17 protein-coding genes are annotated in these 14,733 nt (G+C 63.9%); 8 read left to right on the plus strand and 9 right to left on the minus strand.

The window, feature by feature from the left end; all coding sequences use genetic code 11:
• Positions 1-15 precede the first annotated feature (15 nt).
• Positions 16-513 carry a pyridoxamine 5'-phosphate oxidase family protein gene (locus ACP7B7_RS01550; RefSeq protein ID WP_426075537.1) on the minus strand — a complete coding sequence of 166 codons (498 nt, stop codon included), beginning with the start codon at positions 511-513 and terminating at the stop codon, positions 16-18.
• Between the two features lie 217 nt (positions 514-730).
• Between ACP7B7_RS01550 and ACP7B7_RS01555 the strand changes: the two genes are divergently transcribed.
• From ACP7B7_RS01555 to ACP7B7_RS01580, 6 genes are read left to right on the plus strand one after another with little or no spacing between them, the layout of a single operon-like run.
• The gene (locus ACP7B7_RS01555; protein ID WP_426075538.1) at positions 731-1,375 is read left to right on the plus strand and encodes a PepSY-associated TM helix domain-containing protein; all 645 of its coding nucleotides are present in this window, start codon (positions 731-733) and stop codon (positions 1,373-1,375) included.
• A 32-nt stretch (positions 1,376-1,407) separates the two neighbouring features.
• Entirely contained in the window at positions 1,408-1,923 is a 516-nt protein-coding gene (locus tag ACP7B7_RS01560) for a DUF2271 domain-containing protein (protein WP_308925128.1), read from the plus strand.
• Between the two features lie 12 nt (positions 1,924-1,935).
• The gene (locus ACP7B7_RS01565; RefSeq protein WP_426075539.1) at positions 1,936-2,760 is read left to right on the plus strand and encodes a DUF4198 domain-containing protein; all 825 of its coding nucleotides are present in this window, start codon (positions 1,936-1,938) and stop codon (positions 2,758-2,760) included.
• Positions 2,761-2,763: 3 nt separating this feature from the next.
• Positions 2,764-3,786, plus strand: coding sequence for an FAD:protein FMN transferase (locus tag ACP7B7_RS01570; RefSeq protein WP_426075540.1), 1,023 nt, complete (start codon positions 2,764-2,766; stop codon positions 3,784-3,786).
• A gap of 7 nt (positions 3,787-3,793) precedes the next feature.
• Entirely contained in the window at positions 3,794-5,158 is a 1,365-nt protein-coding gene (locus ACP7B7_RS01575) for a sulfite reductase subunit alpha (RefSeq protein ID WP_426075541.1), read from the plus strand.
• Between the two features lie 46 nt (positions 5,159-5,204).
• On the plus strand, positions 5,205-5,756 hold the full coding sequence (locus ACP7B7_RS01580; protein ID WP_426075542.1) for a glutathione peroxidase: 552 nt from the start codon (positions 5,205-5,207) through the stop codon (positions 5,754-5,756).
• 4 nt (positions 5,757-5,760) lie between these two features.
• Here ACP7B7_RS01580 and ACP7B7_RS01585 read toward each other — a convergent pair whose 3' ends face one another.
• The 7 genes from ACP7B7_RS01585 to ACP7B7_RS01615 form a co-directional block, all read right to left on the minus strand.
• Positions 5,761-6,987: a DUF2325 domain-containing protein gene (locus ACP7B7_RS01585; RefSeq protein ID WP_426075543.1), complete on the minus strand. Its 1,227-nt coding sequence runs from the start codon at positions 6,985-6,987 to the stop codon at positions 5,761-5,763.
• Positions 6,988-7,032: 45 nt separating this feature from the next.
• Positions 7,033-7,362, minus strand: a complete 330-nt coding sequence (locus tag ACP7B7_RS01590; protein ID WP_426075544.1) for a hypothetical protein — start codon at positions 7,360-7,362, stop codon at positions 7,033-7,035.
• A 96-nt stretch (positions 7,363-7,458) separates the two neighbouring features.
• Positions 7,459-7,656 carry a hemin uptake protein HemP gene (gene hemP / locus ACP7B7_RS01595; RefSeq protein ID WP_426075545.1) on the minus strand — a complete coding sequence of 66 codons (198 nt, stop codon included), beginning with the start codon at positions 7,654-7,656 and terminating at the stop codon, positions 7,459-7,461.
• A 177-nt stretch (positions 7,657-7,833) separates the two neighbouring features.
• Positions 7,834-8,646, minus strand: a complete 813-nt coding sequence (locus ACP7B7_RS01600) for a Crp/Fnr family transcriptional regulator (protein WP_308925709.1) — start codon at positions 8,644-8,646, stop codon at positions 7,834-7,836.
• Between the two features lie 326 nt (positions 8,647-8,972).
• Positions 8,973-9,617 carry a response regulator gene (locus ACP7B7_RS01605; protein ID WP_426075546.1) on the minus strand — a complete coding sequence of 215 codons (645 nt, stop codon included), beginning with the start codon at positions 9,615-9,617 and terminating at the stop codon, positions 8,973-8,975.
• A gap of 108 nt (positions 9,618-9,725) precedes the next feature.
• Positions 9,726-10,193 (minus strand): universal stress protein, encoded by a 468-nt coding sequence (locus ACP7B7_RS01610; protein ID WP_308925137.1) that lies wholly within the window; start codon positions 10,191-10,193, stop codon positions 9,726-9,728.
• Positions 10,175-10,513, minus strand: a complete 339-nt coding sequence (locus tag ACP7B7_RS01615) for a hypothetical protein (protein WP_308925138.1) — start codon at positions 10,511-10,513, stop codon at positions 10,175-10,177. The genes ACP7B7_RS01610 and ACP7B7_RS01615 overlap by 19 nt, the downstream gene beginning before the upstream one ends.
• Positions 10,514-10,648: 135 nt before the next feature.
• Here ACP7B7_RS01615 and ACP7B7_RS01620 point away from each other — a divergent pair, with 135 nt between their 5' ends.
• Positions 10,649-11,500 (plus strand): protein phosphatase CheZ, encoded by an 852-nt coding sequence (locus ACP7B7_RS01620; RefSeq protein ID WP_308925139.1) that lies wholly within the window; start codon positions 10,649-10,651, stop codon positions 11,498-11,500.
• Positions 11,500-13,389, plus strand: coding sequence for a chemotaxis protein CheA (locus ACP7B7_RS01625; RefSeq protein WP_308925140.1), 1,890 nt, complete (start codon positions 11,500-11,502; stop codon positions 13,387-13,389). The genes ACP7B7_RS01620 and ACP7B7_RS01625 overlap by 1 nt, the downstream gene beginning before the upstream one ends.
• A gap of 52 nt (positions 13,390-13,441) precedes the next feature.
• Here ACP7B7_RS01625 and ACP7B7_RS01630 read toward each other — a convergent pair whose 3' ends face one another.
• Entirely contained in the window at positions 13,442-14,575 is a 1,134-nt protein-coding gene (locus ACP7B7_RS01630) for a S41 family peptidase (protein WP_426075547.1), read from the minus strand.
• Between the last annotated feature and the right edge of the window lie 158 nt (positions 14,576-14,733).

A 14,733-nucleotide genomic window follows, 5' to 3' on the forward strand; every position in this document is an offset into this window, starting at 1 on the left:
ACCCGGGTAAAATTTTTAGAGATCGACGCGGCCGTGTTCGCCCAGGTCTTTAGGGGTGTCGCCCGTGATGGCGGCCTTGGCCATTTCAAAGAACTGGCGCATCTTGCTGGCGTCGCTGTCCCAGTATTCGGCCGACTGGATGGTGACCTTGATCAGCGACAGGTGGGGATCGTCGAGTCCGCCCGGGAACCAGGCCTTGACGATGGGGTTCCACAATTCTTCCGCCTTGGCGCGGTCTTTCAGCAACTCGGCGCGGCCGCACACCGACACATACAGGCTGTCGCTGGGTTCTGCGAAGCTGACATTCACTTGCGGGTTGTTCAGCAGGTCGCGCGTATAGGCTGCCTCGTCCGTGACGAAAAACCAGATCTGGCCTTCGCTGTCGACTTGCTGCTGGGTCAGCGGGCGGCTGGTCAGCGTGCGCGTGTCGTCGCTGGTGGTGAACATGCCAAATTTCACGCTCTTGATCTTGTCGGCAATCAGGGTGATCTGTTCGCTGGTGTAGGAAGTCATGGGATTCTCCGTTGGTGGTTGTGCTGAATGAACAGCATAGGCCGCCTCAGTCCCACGCTCTGTTCGACAGCGTACTTTGACGACAGGTCGCTCATGTTTCAAGCTTGTTACAAAACGTTGTTGTTGGGACACCTTCCGCATATTGACTTAATAAATGATAATCATTATCATTTGTTGGATAATCCGGTTTGACCCCTCTTATTTTCGAAGGATGTGAATGAAGCAAGCTGACGTGTCGCGCAGCAACGCCAGCCGTGCTGTCTGGTTGAAGCAACTGCATCAGTGGCATTGGATCAGCTCGGCGCTATGCCTGCTGGGCATGTTTTTGTTTGCCATCACCGGCATTACCCTCAACCACGCCAGCCAGATCGAAGCCAAGCCCGTCGTTTCGCGCCAGAAGGCGCAACTGCCCGCGCCCCTGGTCACGGAACTGGCCGCCTATGCCGAAAAGCATGATGGCGCCAACGCGCCGATGCCGGCAGCGGCCGAGCGCTGGCTGAAACATCAGTGGTCGCTCAATGCGGGCGGCCGTCCGGCCGAATGGAGCGTCGACGAAGTCTATTTGCCGCTGCCGAAAGCTGGGGGCGACGCCTGGGTGCGCATCGGCCTGGAAGACGGCGCCGCCGAATACGAACTGACGGACCGTGGCTGGATCTCCTGGCTCAACGACGTCCACAAGGGCCGCAACACGGGCGTGGCCTGGTTCTGGTTCATCGATATTTTTGCCGGTCTGTGCATCGTGTTCTGCCTGACCGGGCTCTTGATCCTGAAGTTCCACGCGGCCAACCGGCCGTTCACCTGGCCGATGGTGGGCCTCGGTATTTTGATTCCTTGCGCGATCGCGCTGCTGTTTATCCACTGATGTTTTTTCTCCCTTACTTTGACAGGCACACCATGAAATTACGCTACTCCCTTGCGCTCGGTCTTCCCCTGATCGGCACCTCGGCGATGGCGGCCGACCTGGCCCTCAAGCTTGAAATCCCGCAACTGAACGTAGCGGAATACCACCGTCCTTACGTGGCCGCCTGGCTGGAAACGGCCGACCAGAAAGTGGCGGCCAACCTGGCCGTGCTGTACGACGTGAAGAAGAAGGACAAGGCGGGCGAGAAGTGGCTCAAGGACATGCGTTCGTGGTGGCGCAAGAGCGGCCGTGACCTGGCCATGCCGGTCGACGGCGTCAGCGGCGCCACCCGTGCGCCAGGCGAACACAGCCTGACCTTCCCTGGCTCCAAAGCCGTGCTCGACAAGCTGCCGGCCGGTGAGTACCAGCTGGTGGTGGAAGCGGCGCGCGAAGCCGGTGGCCGCGAACTGGTGCGCGTACCGTTCCAGTGGCCGCCGAAGTCGGCCCAGTCCGTCCCTGCCAAAGGCAAGGAAGAACTCGGTAACGTCGTCGTCCAACTCAAACCTTAAGGCGCATCCATCATGCTGAAGCAATTGAACAAACCGCTGATCGCCCTGGCCCTGGCCGGCCTGGCCATGAACGCCCACGCCCACCGTCCGTGGATGGTGCCATCGAGCACGATGGTGGAAAGCAAGGACGCCTGGGTCACGGTCGATGCCGCCGTCTCCGAAGGCCTGTTCGAGATCGATCACCAGCCGCTGCGTCTCGATGCGCTGGTCGTCACCGGCCCGGATGGCGCCACCGTCGCGCCCGCCAATGTGGTCACCGGCCGCCTGCGCAGCGTGTTTGACGTCAAGATGGAAAAAGCGGGCACCTACAAGGCCGCCATCGTCTCGCAAAACGTGATGGCCAGCTACAAGGTCAACGGCGAGCAGAAGCGTTTCCGTGGCAACGAGGAAACCTTCAAGAAAGACGTGCCGGCCGATGCACAGGACTTGAAAGTCACGCGTACCGCAGGCCGCCTGGAAACCTTCTTCAGCAAGGACGAAGCGAGCACAGGCGTCTTCAAGCCGACCGGCGTGGGCCTGGAACTGGTGCCCGTCACCCACCCGAACGAATTGCGCGCCGGCGAGAAGGCCACCTGGCGCTTCCTGATCGACGGCAAGCCGGCCGCCAACCAGGCCTTCAGCCTGGTGCCAGGTGGCGTGCGCTACCGTGGCGTGCTCGGCGAAATCCGCCAGAGCACCGACGCCAAGGGCGAAATCACGTTCACGGTGCCGGCAGCCGGCATGTATTACGTCAACAGCAGCTGGCCCGCCGCCACGCCACCGGTCGCCGGCCAGCCGCCAGCCATGCCGGAGCGCCGCATGACCTACGCGGCCACCGTGGAAGTACTGCCGGAGTAAGCGATGCGCCGGGTACTGTTGCCGCTGGAACTCGATGATCGCGCGCCGCCACCTGGCGCCGCAGTGCGGGAGTTGCGCGGCCTGAGCATGGGCACCAGCTGGTCGGTGCGCCTGGTCGACAGTCCGCTGCCGGGACGCGCCGGCAGCGCCGATGTGCAGCAGGGCTTGCAGCAGCAGCTGGACCTGGTGGTGCGGCAGATGAGCCATTGGCAGCCTGATTCCGACCTGGGCCGTTTCAACCGCGCCGCGCCAGGCAGCTGGCAGCAATTGCCGGCCGCCTTTGGCGAAGTGCTGGGCTTTGCGCTGCAGGTGTCGCAGCTGAGCGGCGGCGCGTATGACCCGTGCGCCGGGGCCCTCGTCAATGCCTGGGGTTTTGGCCCCGAAAACCGCTACGACCAGCCCGGCTTCCGGGCGCCCGCTGCGGCGACCGTGCGGCAATTATTGGCGCAAGGTAGCCGCATCGAGTTCGATGTGGCCATGCGCCGCGTGCGCCAGCCGGGCGGGGTGCAGCTGGATTTCTCTTCTGTTGCGAAGGGTTATGCCGTGGACCGGCTGGCGCGCTACCTGGACAGCCAGGGCATCGCACATTACCTGGTGGAAGTCGGCGGCGAGCTGCGCGGCGCCGGCTGCAAGCCCGATGGGCAACCGTGGTGGGTGATGCTGGAGCAGGTTGACGGGGCCGATGCGGCCTGTCATCCGGCGGAAATGATGCTGGCGCTGCATGGTTTGTCGGTCGCCACCTCGGGCGACTACCGCCGTTTTTTTCACGATGGCACAGTGCGCTATGCCCATACCATCGATCCGCGCAACGGCATGCCGCTGACGAATGATCTTGCCTCCGTCACCGTGGTGCATGCGCAATGCATGGCGGCCGATGCCTGGTCCACCGCCTTGACCGTGCTGGGCATCGATGCCGGCATGGCGCTGGCCGAACAGCAGGGCCTGGCGGTCCGCTTCGTGCGGCGCGACGGCCAGGCTTACCAAGAATACCTGAGCAGCGCGCTGCTGGCCTTGCTCGACGACTGATACCTTCATGATTTTTACCCACGATACGACTCGGCTGTTGCTGCTGGCCGGCCTGTCCTTCAGTTATGCCGGCGTGTGCCTGGCGCCCTGGCTGCGCGCGCGCACCAAGCGCCGCGCCGCCGCTGCCGCCAAGGCGGCGCTGGCCGGCAATCCGGCCTGGCTGGTGGCGTATGCCAGCCAGACCGGCAATGCCGAAGAGCTGGCCACGCAGACGGCGCACAGCCTGCAGCTGGCCGGCATCGCCGTGCGCGTGTGCGCACTGGCCGAACTGACGGCGCAGGAGCTGCAGCAGGCCGAGCGGGCGCTGTTCCTGGTCAGCACCTATGGCGAGGGGGATGCGCCCGACAATGCCGCCGCCTTTATCGGTCGCCTGATGACGGGCGAACTGGCTCTGCCGCAACTGCATTATGGCGTGCTGGCGCTGGGCGACCGCAGCTACAGCCAGTTCTGCGGCTTTGGCCGCGCACTCGATGCCTGGCTGGCCGGGCAGGGCGCGTCGCCCCTGTTCGAGCGCATCGAGGTCGACCGCAGCGCCAGCGCCGCCATCGGCGCCTGGTTCCAGCAACTGAGCCATCTGGCCGGCACCAGCGATGCGCCCGACTGGAGCGCGCCCGCGTTCGACGACTGGCGGCTGCTGGAGCGCCGCCTGCTCAATCCCGGCAGCGCCGGCGGCCCGATTTATCACGTGGAGCTGGCGCCTGCCAGCGGCATCCTGCCGGCCTGGCAGTCGGGCGACCTGGTGCAGCTGGCCGCGCCGGCCGATCCATCGAAGCCGCGCGAATACTCGATCGCTTCGATACCGCAGGAAGGCCGCGTACACCTGCTGGTACGCCAGCACAGCCATCCCGACGGCAGCCTGGGCGTGGCATCGGGCTGGCTGACGCAGGCGGCGCAGCCGGGGCAGCTGGTGCAATTGCGCGTGCGCCAGCACCGCCGTTTCCGGCTGGAAGACAATGCCGGGCGGCCCTTGATCCTGATCGGCAACGGCAGCGGCATCGCCGGCCTGCGCGGCCACCTGAAAAGCCGCATATTGGCCGGCCAGCGGCGCAACTGGCTACTATTTGGCGAGCGCAATGCGGCCCACGATGCGCATTACCATGAAGAATTGCAGCGCTGGCACGCCAGCGGCGAGCTGCCGCGACTGGACCTGGTGTTTTCGCGCGACCAGGAGCAGCGCCTGTATGTGCAGGACCGCCTGCGCGGCAATGCCGATGAAGTGCTGCAGTGGCTGGCGCAGGGCGCGGCGATCTATATCTGCGGCAGCCTGGCCGGCATGGCCGGCGGCGTCGACCAGGCGCTGGAAGAGATACTGGGCCGCCCGGCCCTCGATGCGCTGGCGGCGCAAGGCCGCTACCGCCGCGACGTGTATTGAGCTGGCAGGCTATGATGGCTGTTTCCACCCGTTCCCAGGAGGCAACATGAGCGACAGTATCGAGACGATTCCCGTCAACCTGATCAATGGCCAGGCCACCAGCCTGGCGGCCTACCGTGGCAAGGTGCTGCTGGTGGTCAACGTGGCCTCGGCCTGCGGCTTGACGCCGCAATACGAAGGCCTGGAAAAGTTGTATGAAGACAAGCAGGCCGAGGGCCTGGTGGTGCTGGGCTTTCCCGCCAATGAATTCGGCGCGCAGGAGCCGGGCAGCAACGAAGAGATCGCCGACTTTTGCAGCAGCAAGTTCAGCGTGCAGTTCCCCCTGTTCGAGAAAATCGTCGTCAAGGGGCCGGGCCAGCATCCGCTGTACCAGCAGCTGGTCAAGCAGCAGCCGCAGGCGCAGGAAAAGCCGGGCAGCGATTTCCGCGCCAAGCTGGCCGGCTACGGCATTACGCAAGACAAGCCCGATGATGTGCTGTGGAATTTCGAGAAGTTTTTGATCAGCAAGGATGGCCGGGTGGTGGGGCGTTTTGCACCCGACACCACGGCCGACGACGCCATCCTGCGGGACGCCATCGAGCGCGAACTGCGCGCCTGAGCGCTTATTCCGACGTGGCGTGCTGGGCCGCCGGTGCCAGCTCGCCGCTCACTTCCTGCAAGCCGCGCGCCAGGCTGGAAATGCTGGGGTTGTCGATGAAGACGCAACGCTTGCCGGTGCGCTTGCAATAATCCTTCACGCGCCAGTAGGCGCTGTGGCTGATGCAGCCGGTCTGGCAGATCACCAGGTCGGCCGCCGCCAGGCTCGAATCGAGCAGGTTGGCATTGTCTTCCAGTCCGCCGTCATGGTGGGCGAACTGCGCGCCCACGCGCTCGATCAGGGCGCGGTAGGTGGCGACGTTGCCGCTGCGGCCACCGACGCACAGCACGCTCTGGTCGACCAGGCGGATCGGCATTTTCAGCTTGCCGCCGCTGGGCGCTTCCAGCTTCGGCGCCGGTGGCGGCACGGCCGCGGCAGGCCGTGGCTGGGCTTTCAACTCCGTGATTTGCAGGCGCAATTCCTTTTCGCGCTCATCCATCTGCGCCAGGCGTTCGACCAGGCGGGTGCGCGATTCCAGCGACGGGATGGCGGCCTGCAACTGCGCCAGCTCGGCCCGCAAGCCTTCGATCACGCTGTCCTTGCCGATCGCTTCGGCACGCGTGCGCAGCAGCACCGCTTCCTGGCGTTCCAGTTCGCCGGTTTTCTCCTGCAGCATAGCCTGGCCGCGCTGCTGCAGCCTGGCCAGTTCCTGCGCCAGGCGCACGTTTTCTTCCTGCAAGGCGGAAAACTTGCCCATGTCGGCCCGCACGCAGGCGCCGGCCTGGTGCTGGATCATGTGCAGGTCGCGGCACATCTGCTCTTCCAGCTCCGCATCGCAGCGTGGATGGGTCAGGCCGGCCCAGAAGGCGCCGGACACATCGCCATTGGCCACCGCGGTGCGCCACAGCTGGGCCACCTGCTCCTTGCTCTTGGCGCCGCGAAAACGCAGGATTACCGGTGCGTAGCGGCGTTCCAGTTCCTTTTGCAGCGCTTCCGACAAGCGGTTGCGCGCGCCGCATTCGGTCACCGCGCCGACGTGCACTTCGTAGTCGTCGGCCAGCACCCGCCCGCCCGTCATCTTGCCGACCAGTTTGCGCAAATAGCCGAGCGGCAGCCCCACGCCGACCAGCGGGCAATGGCAGGTATGCGACAGTTCCCACAGGCGCCGGCGGCGCGAGGTGAGCGCGGCGGTATCGGCGTCGCTGGCGGAACAATTGCTGATGACGGGCAGGGACTTGTCTTTGTCACACATGGCGGTTTCCTGTAAAGCGTAGCGGTAGGGCAGAGAGGGCGGCGCTTATTGCGCCAGCGGCAGGGGGCGCTTGGGGTTGACCAGGCGGTCCAGGCGTTCGAGCAAGGTGCCCTTGGCCGGCTTGGGCGGGTTGACGCTGGCCGTGACCATGGCAGCCCATTGCTGCGACAGCTGCTGGCAGGTTGCCTGCAGCACCGGCGCCAGGCTCGGCAGGCTGGACAACACCCGCAGGTGTCGTTCGATCACCGACGCCAGTTTCGGACACGCCGCGTTGGCGTGATAGTGCGACATCAGGTGCAGCACATTCGACAGCATCAGTTCGGGCTGCTGTTCATGGTTGCTCGCCAACATCGTGTCGATACGGTCGTTCGCCATCAAGCGCTCCTGTGCGGTAGTGCCGCTGGCGGGCGCGCCGTAGGCGCACGACTGGCTTGCGGAAAGGGATGGTCTGCCGGTTCAGCCGCAGCTGGCTCAGGCAGTGAGGATCAGTTTGTTCAGTTGGGTGACGCGCAGGCGGTAAATCTTGCCGCTGTGTTCGATTTCGATTTCGCGGCCCTGCTGCAGCAGCGTTTCGCTGGTGATGCGGCGAGCCGGCTGCGCCATGCTGACGGGCGGACGGATATGGGCGGTGGCGGCATCCTGGATCATGGCTGGTTTTGAGCTGTGCATGGGTGGCTTTCTTTATCTCAGTTGAGAATGATTCGTATTTGCATTATTGTTGAGTGTGACCCGAAATGCAAGCCTTATTTACGAGAAAATCATCATGAGAAAACCGGTCTTTCTTGCGCGCAAAAAAAGACCCGGCAGGAGCGCGTGCTCCGGCCGGGTCAAGCCTGTACGGTCAAATCAGACGGCGAGCAGCTGCGGTGTTTCCAGGGCGGCCACGCTGGCCGCCTGCGTTTCTGCCTTGAGCTTGGCGGCGGCCAGTTGCTTGGCGCGCGAGCGCGACGGCGGCAGGCGGCGCAGGGTCTTCAGCGCTTCCGGGTCCTTGATGCCGATCGTGCGCTGGTCGACCGTGATCAGCCCGATTTCATTAAAGGCCGACAAGGTGCGGCTGACCGTTTCCAGCGTCAGGCCCAGGTAGCTGCCGATTTCATGGCGCGTCATGCGCAGGTTGAACAGCTTGCTGGAATAGCCCATCTGCGCGAAGCGGTCGGCCAGCGAGACCAGGAAGCGGGCCACGCGCGCTTCGGCGGAGAGCGCGCCCAGCATGCCGATCATCGCCTGTTCACGTACCAGTTCGCGGCTCATCACGCCGTACATGACGTTTTCCAGCTCCAGGTGCACGCGGCCCAGCGCCGTCAGTTTTTTGAATGGCAGCAGGATCAGGTCGCAGTCGGACAGCGCCACCGCTTCCGACGAGTAATGGCGGGTGTGGATGCCGTCGACGCCCAGCATGTCGCCCTTCATGGGGAAGCTGAGCACCTGTTCGTTGCCGAATTCGTCGATCAGCACGGTTTTCAGGAAGCCCGAGTTGACGATGTACAGGGTGTCGAAGGGCTGGCCGATGGTGTGGATGCGCTGGCCGGTCTTGAACTGCACATGCTGGAACAACAGTTCGTCGGCGGCGATGGTGCAGGCGGTGGAAATATGCAGCAGATCGCAGACCTCCTTCAGGTTCGACCACAGCCGTCCCTGGCGCTGGCGTCCCGCTTCCATGGACGGCGAAGGGGGCATCGGCGAAACCGGACGGTTTTCAGACGTTTGCGTGGACAGCATGTTCATCTCCTGGTGTCAGGTCGGTCATATTGAATAGCGGAATGCTCAGGGATTGCGCCGCATGTCGGCAGGTTCCTGGCGGTTAGTGCTTGAAGCGCTGAAACTTGGCATGTGATGAAATAACTTCCAGCAACTCGATGACTGGTTTCAGTATGCCAACACGCGTAGTGAATTCATATCAGCCGAGGCTGAATATGGCAGTAGGAGGTAAGGAGAGGACTGTAGGATTGTTCCTACTGTGACGAGCCCGCGCGCGGCGGGCTGGTTCAGGTCTTGAAGGGCGACAGCAGGCGGTGGGCGACGGCGTATTGCACCATTTCTGAAAGGGAACTCATGCCCATTTTTTGCATGATGCGCGTCTTGTGGGTGCTGACCGTCTTCACGCTCAGGTGCAGGTTGTTGGCGATTTCCGTGATCGACTTGCCGGCCACCAGCAGTGAAAACACTTCGAATTCGCGGTCCGACAATTGTTTGTGCAGCAGGCTTTCATTGGGCATCATGATGTTGAGCACCAGCTGCTCGGCCACTTCCGCGCTGATGTAGGGCCACCCCGAGGCCACCTTGTGGATGGCGCCGACCAGCTGGGTGCCGGCGCTTTCCTTGGTCAGGTAGCCTTGTGCACCGGCGCGGATGGCGCGCACGGCATATTGCTCTTCTTCGTGCATGGTGAGGATCAGGATGGCCAGCTTGGGCGCCTCGCTGCGGATCTGGCGGATCAGGTCGACGCCGCTGCGCCCCGGCATCGACAGGTCGAGCAGCAGCAGGTCGAAGCCGCCCTGGCGCACCTGGTTCAGTACTTCGAAGCCATCGATGGCTTCGCCGACGATGTCGATGTCGGGTGCGCCGTCCAGTATGCGCTTGAGGCCCTCGCGCATGATGGTGTGGTCGTCGGCAATCACAATACGTATCATAGGGTGCGGTAGGTTGGTTCGCCGGGCGCGGGGCGATTGTTAAGGAATCAGAAAGGTTGTCATCTTAGCCGAAAAAGACCGCCGCACCGGTATCCCTGGCGCGGCGCTTCATTGCGCAGGCGGTTCCTTGATCAGCCGGTGCACCAGCACCGGCAAGGTGGAGTGCGACAACACCTTGTTGGTGACGCTGCCCAGCAGCAGTTGGCCCCAGCCGCTGCGGCCATGCGAACCCATGAAGATCAGATCGCAATGCTGCAGCTGCGCCACTTCGACGATCTTCAGCGCCGGGCTGTCGGAAAAGGCCGTCAGGCCGCTCGCTTCCAGTCCCCGCTTGGCGGCCTCGTCCAGGATGGGCTGCCAGTGGCCGCCGCCGGCCTTGCGCATGGCGATGCGGTATTCTTCTTCGCTGGGATAGCTGGGCGGAATGATTTCGATATACACGGGATACTGGTATTCGGGTGCGACGTACAGGGCAAGGATGTCGGCATGCATTTGTGCGGCGAACGCGACGCCGGCGCAGGCGGTGAGGTTGGAGACGGCGGAACCGTCCGTGGCGATCAGAATTTTCTTATACATGACAGCTCCTTCTTAAGTGAACCGGTGCGCGCAGCCTCCCTTATTGTAGGCCGGGCAGCATGATTGTATTCATGTAAAGACTTGATATTTATCAACAGTTGTGCAGCTTCAGTATAGACAACATTGGCGAAAAGGTTGTCATTTGCCGCTCCTGGTGTGGCGGCAAGTGGCTTGCGGCAAGGTTTTCTCGCCGGATTGATGCTCTTGCCTGCGCGCCAATGGTAGTATTTCAAAATACAACACCTGATACGGATATTTCCGTACGGAAAAGGTATTGTATGCCCGCTTTGCGGCGGGAAGCGCGTTTTGAGATTGAACAACAGGGCGGCGCCCTGCTACACTCGCACCATCGCAGCGGTATTGCCTCAAATCATCTTAATCGAGAAATTGTGGGTAGTAGTCTGTAAAACGCACAGTTCAGGCGGAATTTTGACAAATTATGGAGAAGCAGGGATATGACAAACGCCGCTGATGATTTCGATGCCTTATTCGATGAAGTATCTGCCCAACGCACCGAGGCGCCCAAACCGGCGCCCGCCGCGGCAGCTCCCGCCGTGATTGCGGACGATGATTTCGACGCGCTGTTCGACTCGGTGTCGGCCAGCGCCGCGCCCGCCGCAGCCGCCCCGGCGCCTGCCGTGGTGGAACCTGCGCCGGCAGCGGCCGCACCTGCCCCTGCGGCAGACAGCGCCGATCCGGTCGACCAGTCCGACAAGCCGATGTTCGAACGCCTGGGCGGCATCGTGCGCCTGCTGCACGACTCGCTGCGCGAACTGGGTTACGACAAGGCGCTGACGGAAGCGTCGTCGCAGATCGTCGACGCCCAGGACCGCCTGGAATACGTGGCGACCCTGACCGAACAGGCCGCCAACAAGGTGCTGAACACGCTCGACGAAGGCATGCCGGCACAGGACGTGCTGTCGAAAAAGGCCAAGGACATGGACAGCCGCTGGACGGCGCTGTTCGACGGCAAGCTGAGCCTCGACGAATTCAAGGCCCTGGCCGGCGACTCGCGCCAGTTCGCGCAGGCCGTCACCGAGGCGACCGAGGCGGAAAAAGCCCGCCTGCTGGAAATCATGATGGCCCAGGACTTCCAGGACATTACCGGCCAGTTGATCAAGAAAGTGGTCATTATCACCAAGACGGTGGAAAATGAACTGGCTCAGTTGCTGCGCGACAATGCTCCGGCCGAAGTGCGCGAGAAACTCGCACTGAAGGAAGCGCCGCTGATGCAAGGGCCTTCCGTGCCGTCGGTGGCGCTGGACCAGGATAATGTCGACGACCTTCTTGCCGATTTGGGATTCTAATGGACGATATGCTCAAGGATTTCGTCGTTGAGGCGATGGATCTTGCGGTTAATGTTGAAGAGCACTTACTGCGTCTCGAACGCGATCCGGACAACAAGGAAACGCTCAATGCGGTGTTTCGTTCCTTTCACACCATCAAGGGTGGCGCCGGTTTCATGGGCCTGCCTGCGCTGGTGGCGGCCTGCCACCTGACCGAAAACCTGTTCGACGCGCTGCGCACGGGCGCCGCGCCGGTGACGCCGATCGCCATCGAGGCGGCGCTGCAGGCGTCCGGCTTCGTGGCCGACCAGTTGACGGAGCTGGCCAACGGCGCCGCGCCGGAAAGCCTGCCGGCCATGCCGGAAGAGCTGGAAGTCATCCTCACCAACGCCATCGAAGGCAAGAGCATGGATGCGCCTGCCGCAGCCGTCGCTGCGCCTGCGCCGGCGGTGGTTGCAGCGCCCGTGGCCGCCGCGCCCGTCGCCGCTGCGGCCGCGCCTGCCGCTGTCACGGTGGGCGCCGATGGGCTGGACTGGACCGCCCTGTACAACGCCGTGGTGCCGGCCGGCAGCCAGCTGGCCGTGGTCGCGCCTGCCGCTTCGGCTGCCGCGCCGGCTCCGGCATCTGCTGCCGTCGCGGCGCCGCCTGTCGCCGCCAAGCCGGCCGCCAAGGCCGTCGATGGCGTGGTGCGCGAAGAGCGCCCGGACATGCGCCATGCGGCCCCGGTCAAGGAAGACAGCATCCGCGTCGATGCCGTCAAGCTCGACGCCTTGCTGGAAGTGGCCGGCGAATCGGTGCAGGCCGCCAACCAGGCAGCCGTGCTGCTGGAACGCTTGCTGCAATTCAAATTCGAAGGCCAGGCCGCCACCTTGATGGCGACCCTGGCGGAAACCCTGGAACGCGCCTCGCGCTACTCGACCGAACTGCAGCGGGCCACCCTGGCCACGCGCATGCAGCCGGTCGGCCGTCTGTTCCAGAAATTCCCGCGCCTGGTGCGCGAGCTGGCCAAGGACCTGGGCAAGGATGTCGAACTGACCATCGAGGGCGCGGAAACGGAAGTCGACCGCGTGGTGGTCGACAGCCTGTACGATCCGCTGGTGCACATGCTGCGCAACTCGCTCGACCATGGGGTGGAATCGCCGGAAGACCGTCTGGCCGCCGGCAAGCCTGCCAAGTCGTATATTTCCCTGAAAGCATGGCAGGAAGCGAACAGCGTGATGATCGTGCTGCAGGACGACGGCAAGGGCATGGACCCGGTCTTCCTGCGCAGCAAGGCGCAGCAAAAAGGCCTGATCAGCGAAAACGCGCAACTGAGCAACGACGAATGCTTCCAGTTGGTGTTCCTGCCCGGCTTCTCGACCAAGGAAGTCGCTTCCAGCGTGTCGGGCCGTGGCGTGGGCATGGACGTGGTCAAGACGGCGGTGGAAAAAAACCGCGGCGCCATCCATATCGAATCGGCGCTGGGCAAAGGCACCAAATTTGCCATCCGCCTGCCGATCGAACTGTCGATCGTGCCGACCATGCTGGTGTCGACTTCGGGCGCCGCGCTGGCGCTGCCGATGGCGGTGGTGCAGCGCGTGGTCGAGTTGCCGGAAACCTTCATGGAAGTGGGCGGCGCGCCGGTGCTGAAAGACCAGGGCCGTCCGTTGCCCGTGCGTTCGCTGGCCGGCGCCCTGGGCTACGAGCCGTGCAGCGAGCGGGTCGGCATCGTGGTGGCCGCGCCGCAGCCGTATATCCTGGCGGTGGCGGCCGTCGACGGCACGGCCGATCTCGTGATCAAGCCGATGACGGCCATTACGGTCGAAGGCATTACCGGTACCGCCCGTTCGGCCGAAGGCGAACTGGTGCTGGTGGTAGGGCTGTCCTTCCTGATGGATGGCTGCCGCGGCACGGTACGCATGGCGGCGTAACCTTTGCTTCAAAAATCAAGCCCGCTGCGCAGATTTGCGCAGCGGGCTTTTTTTATGCGCCGTCGCGGCGCAGCGTGCCGCCTTCCAGCCAGCGCTGCACGCGCACGATCTCGTCGTCGCGGCCGGCCTCGTCCTTGGGCGGCGGCAGATAGATGTCGGGTTGAATGCCGCCCAGGTCCACCTGCAGATGCGGCAGGCGGGCCGAGCGCGAGGTGGCGTATTGCAGGTGGCGCACGCCCGAGGGCAGGGCATGCAGGCGCAGGTTCGAATAGTCGAGCGCGCCATAGCTGTTGCGTCCGATCAGCTTGACGTGAAAACTTTGCCGCGCCGCCAGCAGGAATTCTTCGCAGGAACTGGCACAGTCGCGGTCGACCAGGATCGCCACCCTTGCCGGCCGCTGCGCCGTTTGTCCGTCGACGCGCAGATAGCTGATGGTGCCGCCTGGCTGCTGCGGCGCGAATTCGCCGGCCTGGACCGTGCGCATCTGCGCCACGGCCTGGCCGGCAAACGCCGCGCAGGCGGCGTCGCCGGGCGCCAGCAGCGCACAGACGCTTTCCTGGCCGGCGATATTGGCCGGCGTGGACAGCCATTCGGCGCCTACCCGCACCATTTCACCCGAACTGATCCATTGCAGCAGCGGCGCGTAGGTATTGTCGCTGCCGCCGCCATTGCGGCGCACGTCGAGTATCCAGTTGGGACGTGCGGCCAGCGCCTCGCGGTGGGTGTCGAGCAAGGCCTGCATCGCCGCGCTGTGGTTGCCGCGAAAGCTGGGCAGGCTCAGCAGCACGGTCTGGCTGCTCAGCAACTGCAGCGTGGGCGCTTTCGATGGCGCGGCCTGGCCGCTGGCGGCAGGCTGCGCCGGTGCCGGCTTGGCAATGTCCACGGCGCTGCCCGGCTTGACATGCAGATGGCCCTTGCGCCACACGCCCACGTAGTTTTCCAGCACCGCGTCGCAGGCGGCGGCGTCAGGCGCGGCGCTTGCCGCCTGGCTGGCCGTGGCCAGTGCCTGGTCGAAATACGCTTGCCCTTTTTGCGCCAGGTGCTGGCGCGCGCCAGTATCGTTTTCCAGCAGGAAGCCGGGAATGGCGCGCAAGTCCTGCACGCAGATCTCGCCAGGCGTGGCGGCCTGTGCGTGGCTGGCCGCGACGATGGCCAGTGCGGCCCATGCGAAAAAACTTGGTCTCATCAGTGTTGTTCCTTGATATTGTTGTCAAAATACAATACACGAAAGCCCTTGAAAGTCCTATCGCTTTGTGGTGCCGCCGTGGTTGCTTCGGGCGGCCGGATTGCTGGCCCGGCCTGATGCCACAAGCAGGCCATAATCGGCAATTTTCAGCTCAAATC

The sequence above is a fragment of the Janthinobacterium sp. PSPC3-1 genome, from assembly GCF_049896105.1.
Classification (GTDB): Bacteria; Pseudomonadota; Gammaproteobacteria; order Burkholderiales; family Burkholderiaceae_D; genus Janthinobacterium.

Bases quoted from the DNA above. Each gene is read 5' to 3' on its own strand.
- ACP7B7_RS01550 (WP_426075537.1), bottom strand. From the start codon at position 513: ATGACTTCCTACACCAGCGAACAGATCACCCTGATTGCCGACAAGATC.
- ACP7B7_RS01555 (WP_426075538.1), top strand. From the start codon at position 731: ATGAAGCAAGCTGACGTGTCGCGCAGCAACGCCAGCCGTGCTGTCTGG.
- ACP7B7_RS01560 (WP_308925128.1), top strand. From the start codon at position 1,408: ATGAAATTACGCTACTCCCTTGCGCTCGGTCTTCCCCTGATCGGCACC.
- ACP7B7_RS01565 (WP_426075539.1), top strand. From the start codon at position 1,936: ATGCTGAAGCAATTGAACAAACCGCTGATCGCCCTGGCCCTGGCCGGC.
- ACP7B7_RS01570 (WP_426075540.1), top strand. From the start codon at position 2,764: ATGCGCCGGGTACTGTTGCCGCTGGAACTCGATGATCGCGCGCCGCCA.
- ACP7B7_RS01575 (WP_426075541.1), top strand. From the start codon at position 3,794: ATGATTTTTACCCACGATACGACTCGGCTGTTGCTGCTGGCCGGCCTG.
- ACP7B7_RS01580 (WP_426075542.1), top strand. From the start codon at position 5,205: ATGAGCGACAGTATCGAGACGATTCCCGTCAACCTGATCAATGGCCAG.
- ACP7B7_RS01585 (WP_426075543.1), bottom strand. From the start codon at position 6,987: ATGTGTGACAAAGACAAGTCCCTGCCCGTCATCAGCAATTGTTCCGCC.
- ACP7B7_RS01590 (WP_426075544.1), bottom strand. From the start codon at position 7,362: ATGGCGAACGACCGTATCGACACGATGTTGGCGAGCAACCATGAACAG.
- hemP (WP_426075545.1), bottom strand. From the start codon at position 7,656: ATGCACAGCTCAAAACCAGCCATGATCCAGGATGCCGCCACCGCCCAT.
- ACP7B7_RS01600 (WP_308925709.1), bottom strand. From the start codon at position 8,646: ATGGAAGCGGGACGCCAGCGCCAGGGACGGCTGTGGTCGAACCTGAAG.
- ACP7B7_RS01605 (WP_426075546.1), bottom strand. From the start codon at position 9,617: ATGATACGTATTGTGATTGCCGACGACCACACCATCATGCGCGAGGGC.
- ACP7B7_RS01610 (WP_308925137.1), bottom strand. From the start codon at position 10,193: ATGTATAAGAAAATTCTGATCGCCACGGACGGTTCCGCCGTCTCCAAC.
- ACP7B7_RS01620 (WP_308925139.1), top strand. From the start codon at position 10,649: ATGACAAACGCCGCTGATGATTTCGATGCCTTATTCGATGAAGTATCT.
- ACP7B7_RS01625 (WP_308925140.1), top strand. From the start codon at position 11,500: ATGGACGATATGCTCAAGGATTTCGTCGTTGAGGCGATGGATCTTGCG.
- ACP7B7_RS01630 (WP_426075547.1), bottom strand. From the start codon at position 14,575: ATGAGACCAAGTTTTTTCGCATGGGCCGCACTGGCCATCGTCGCGGCC.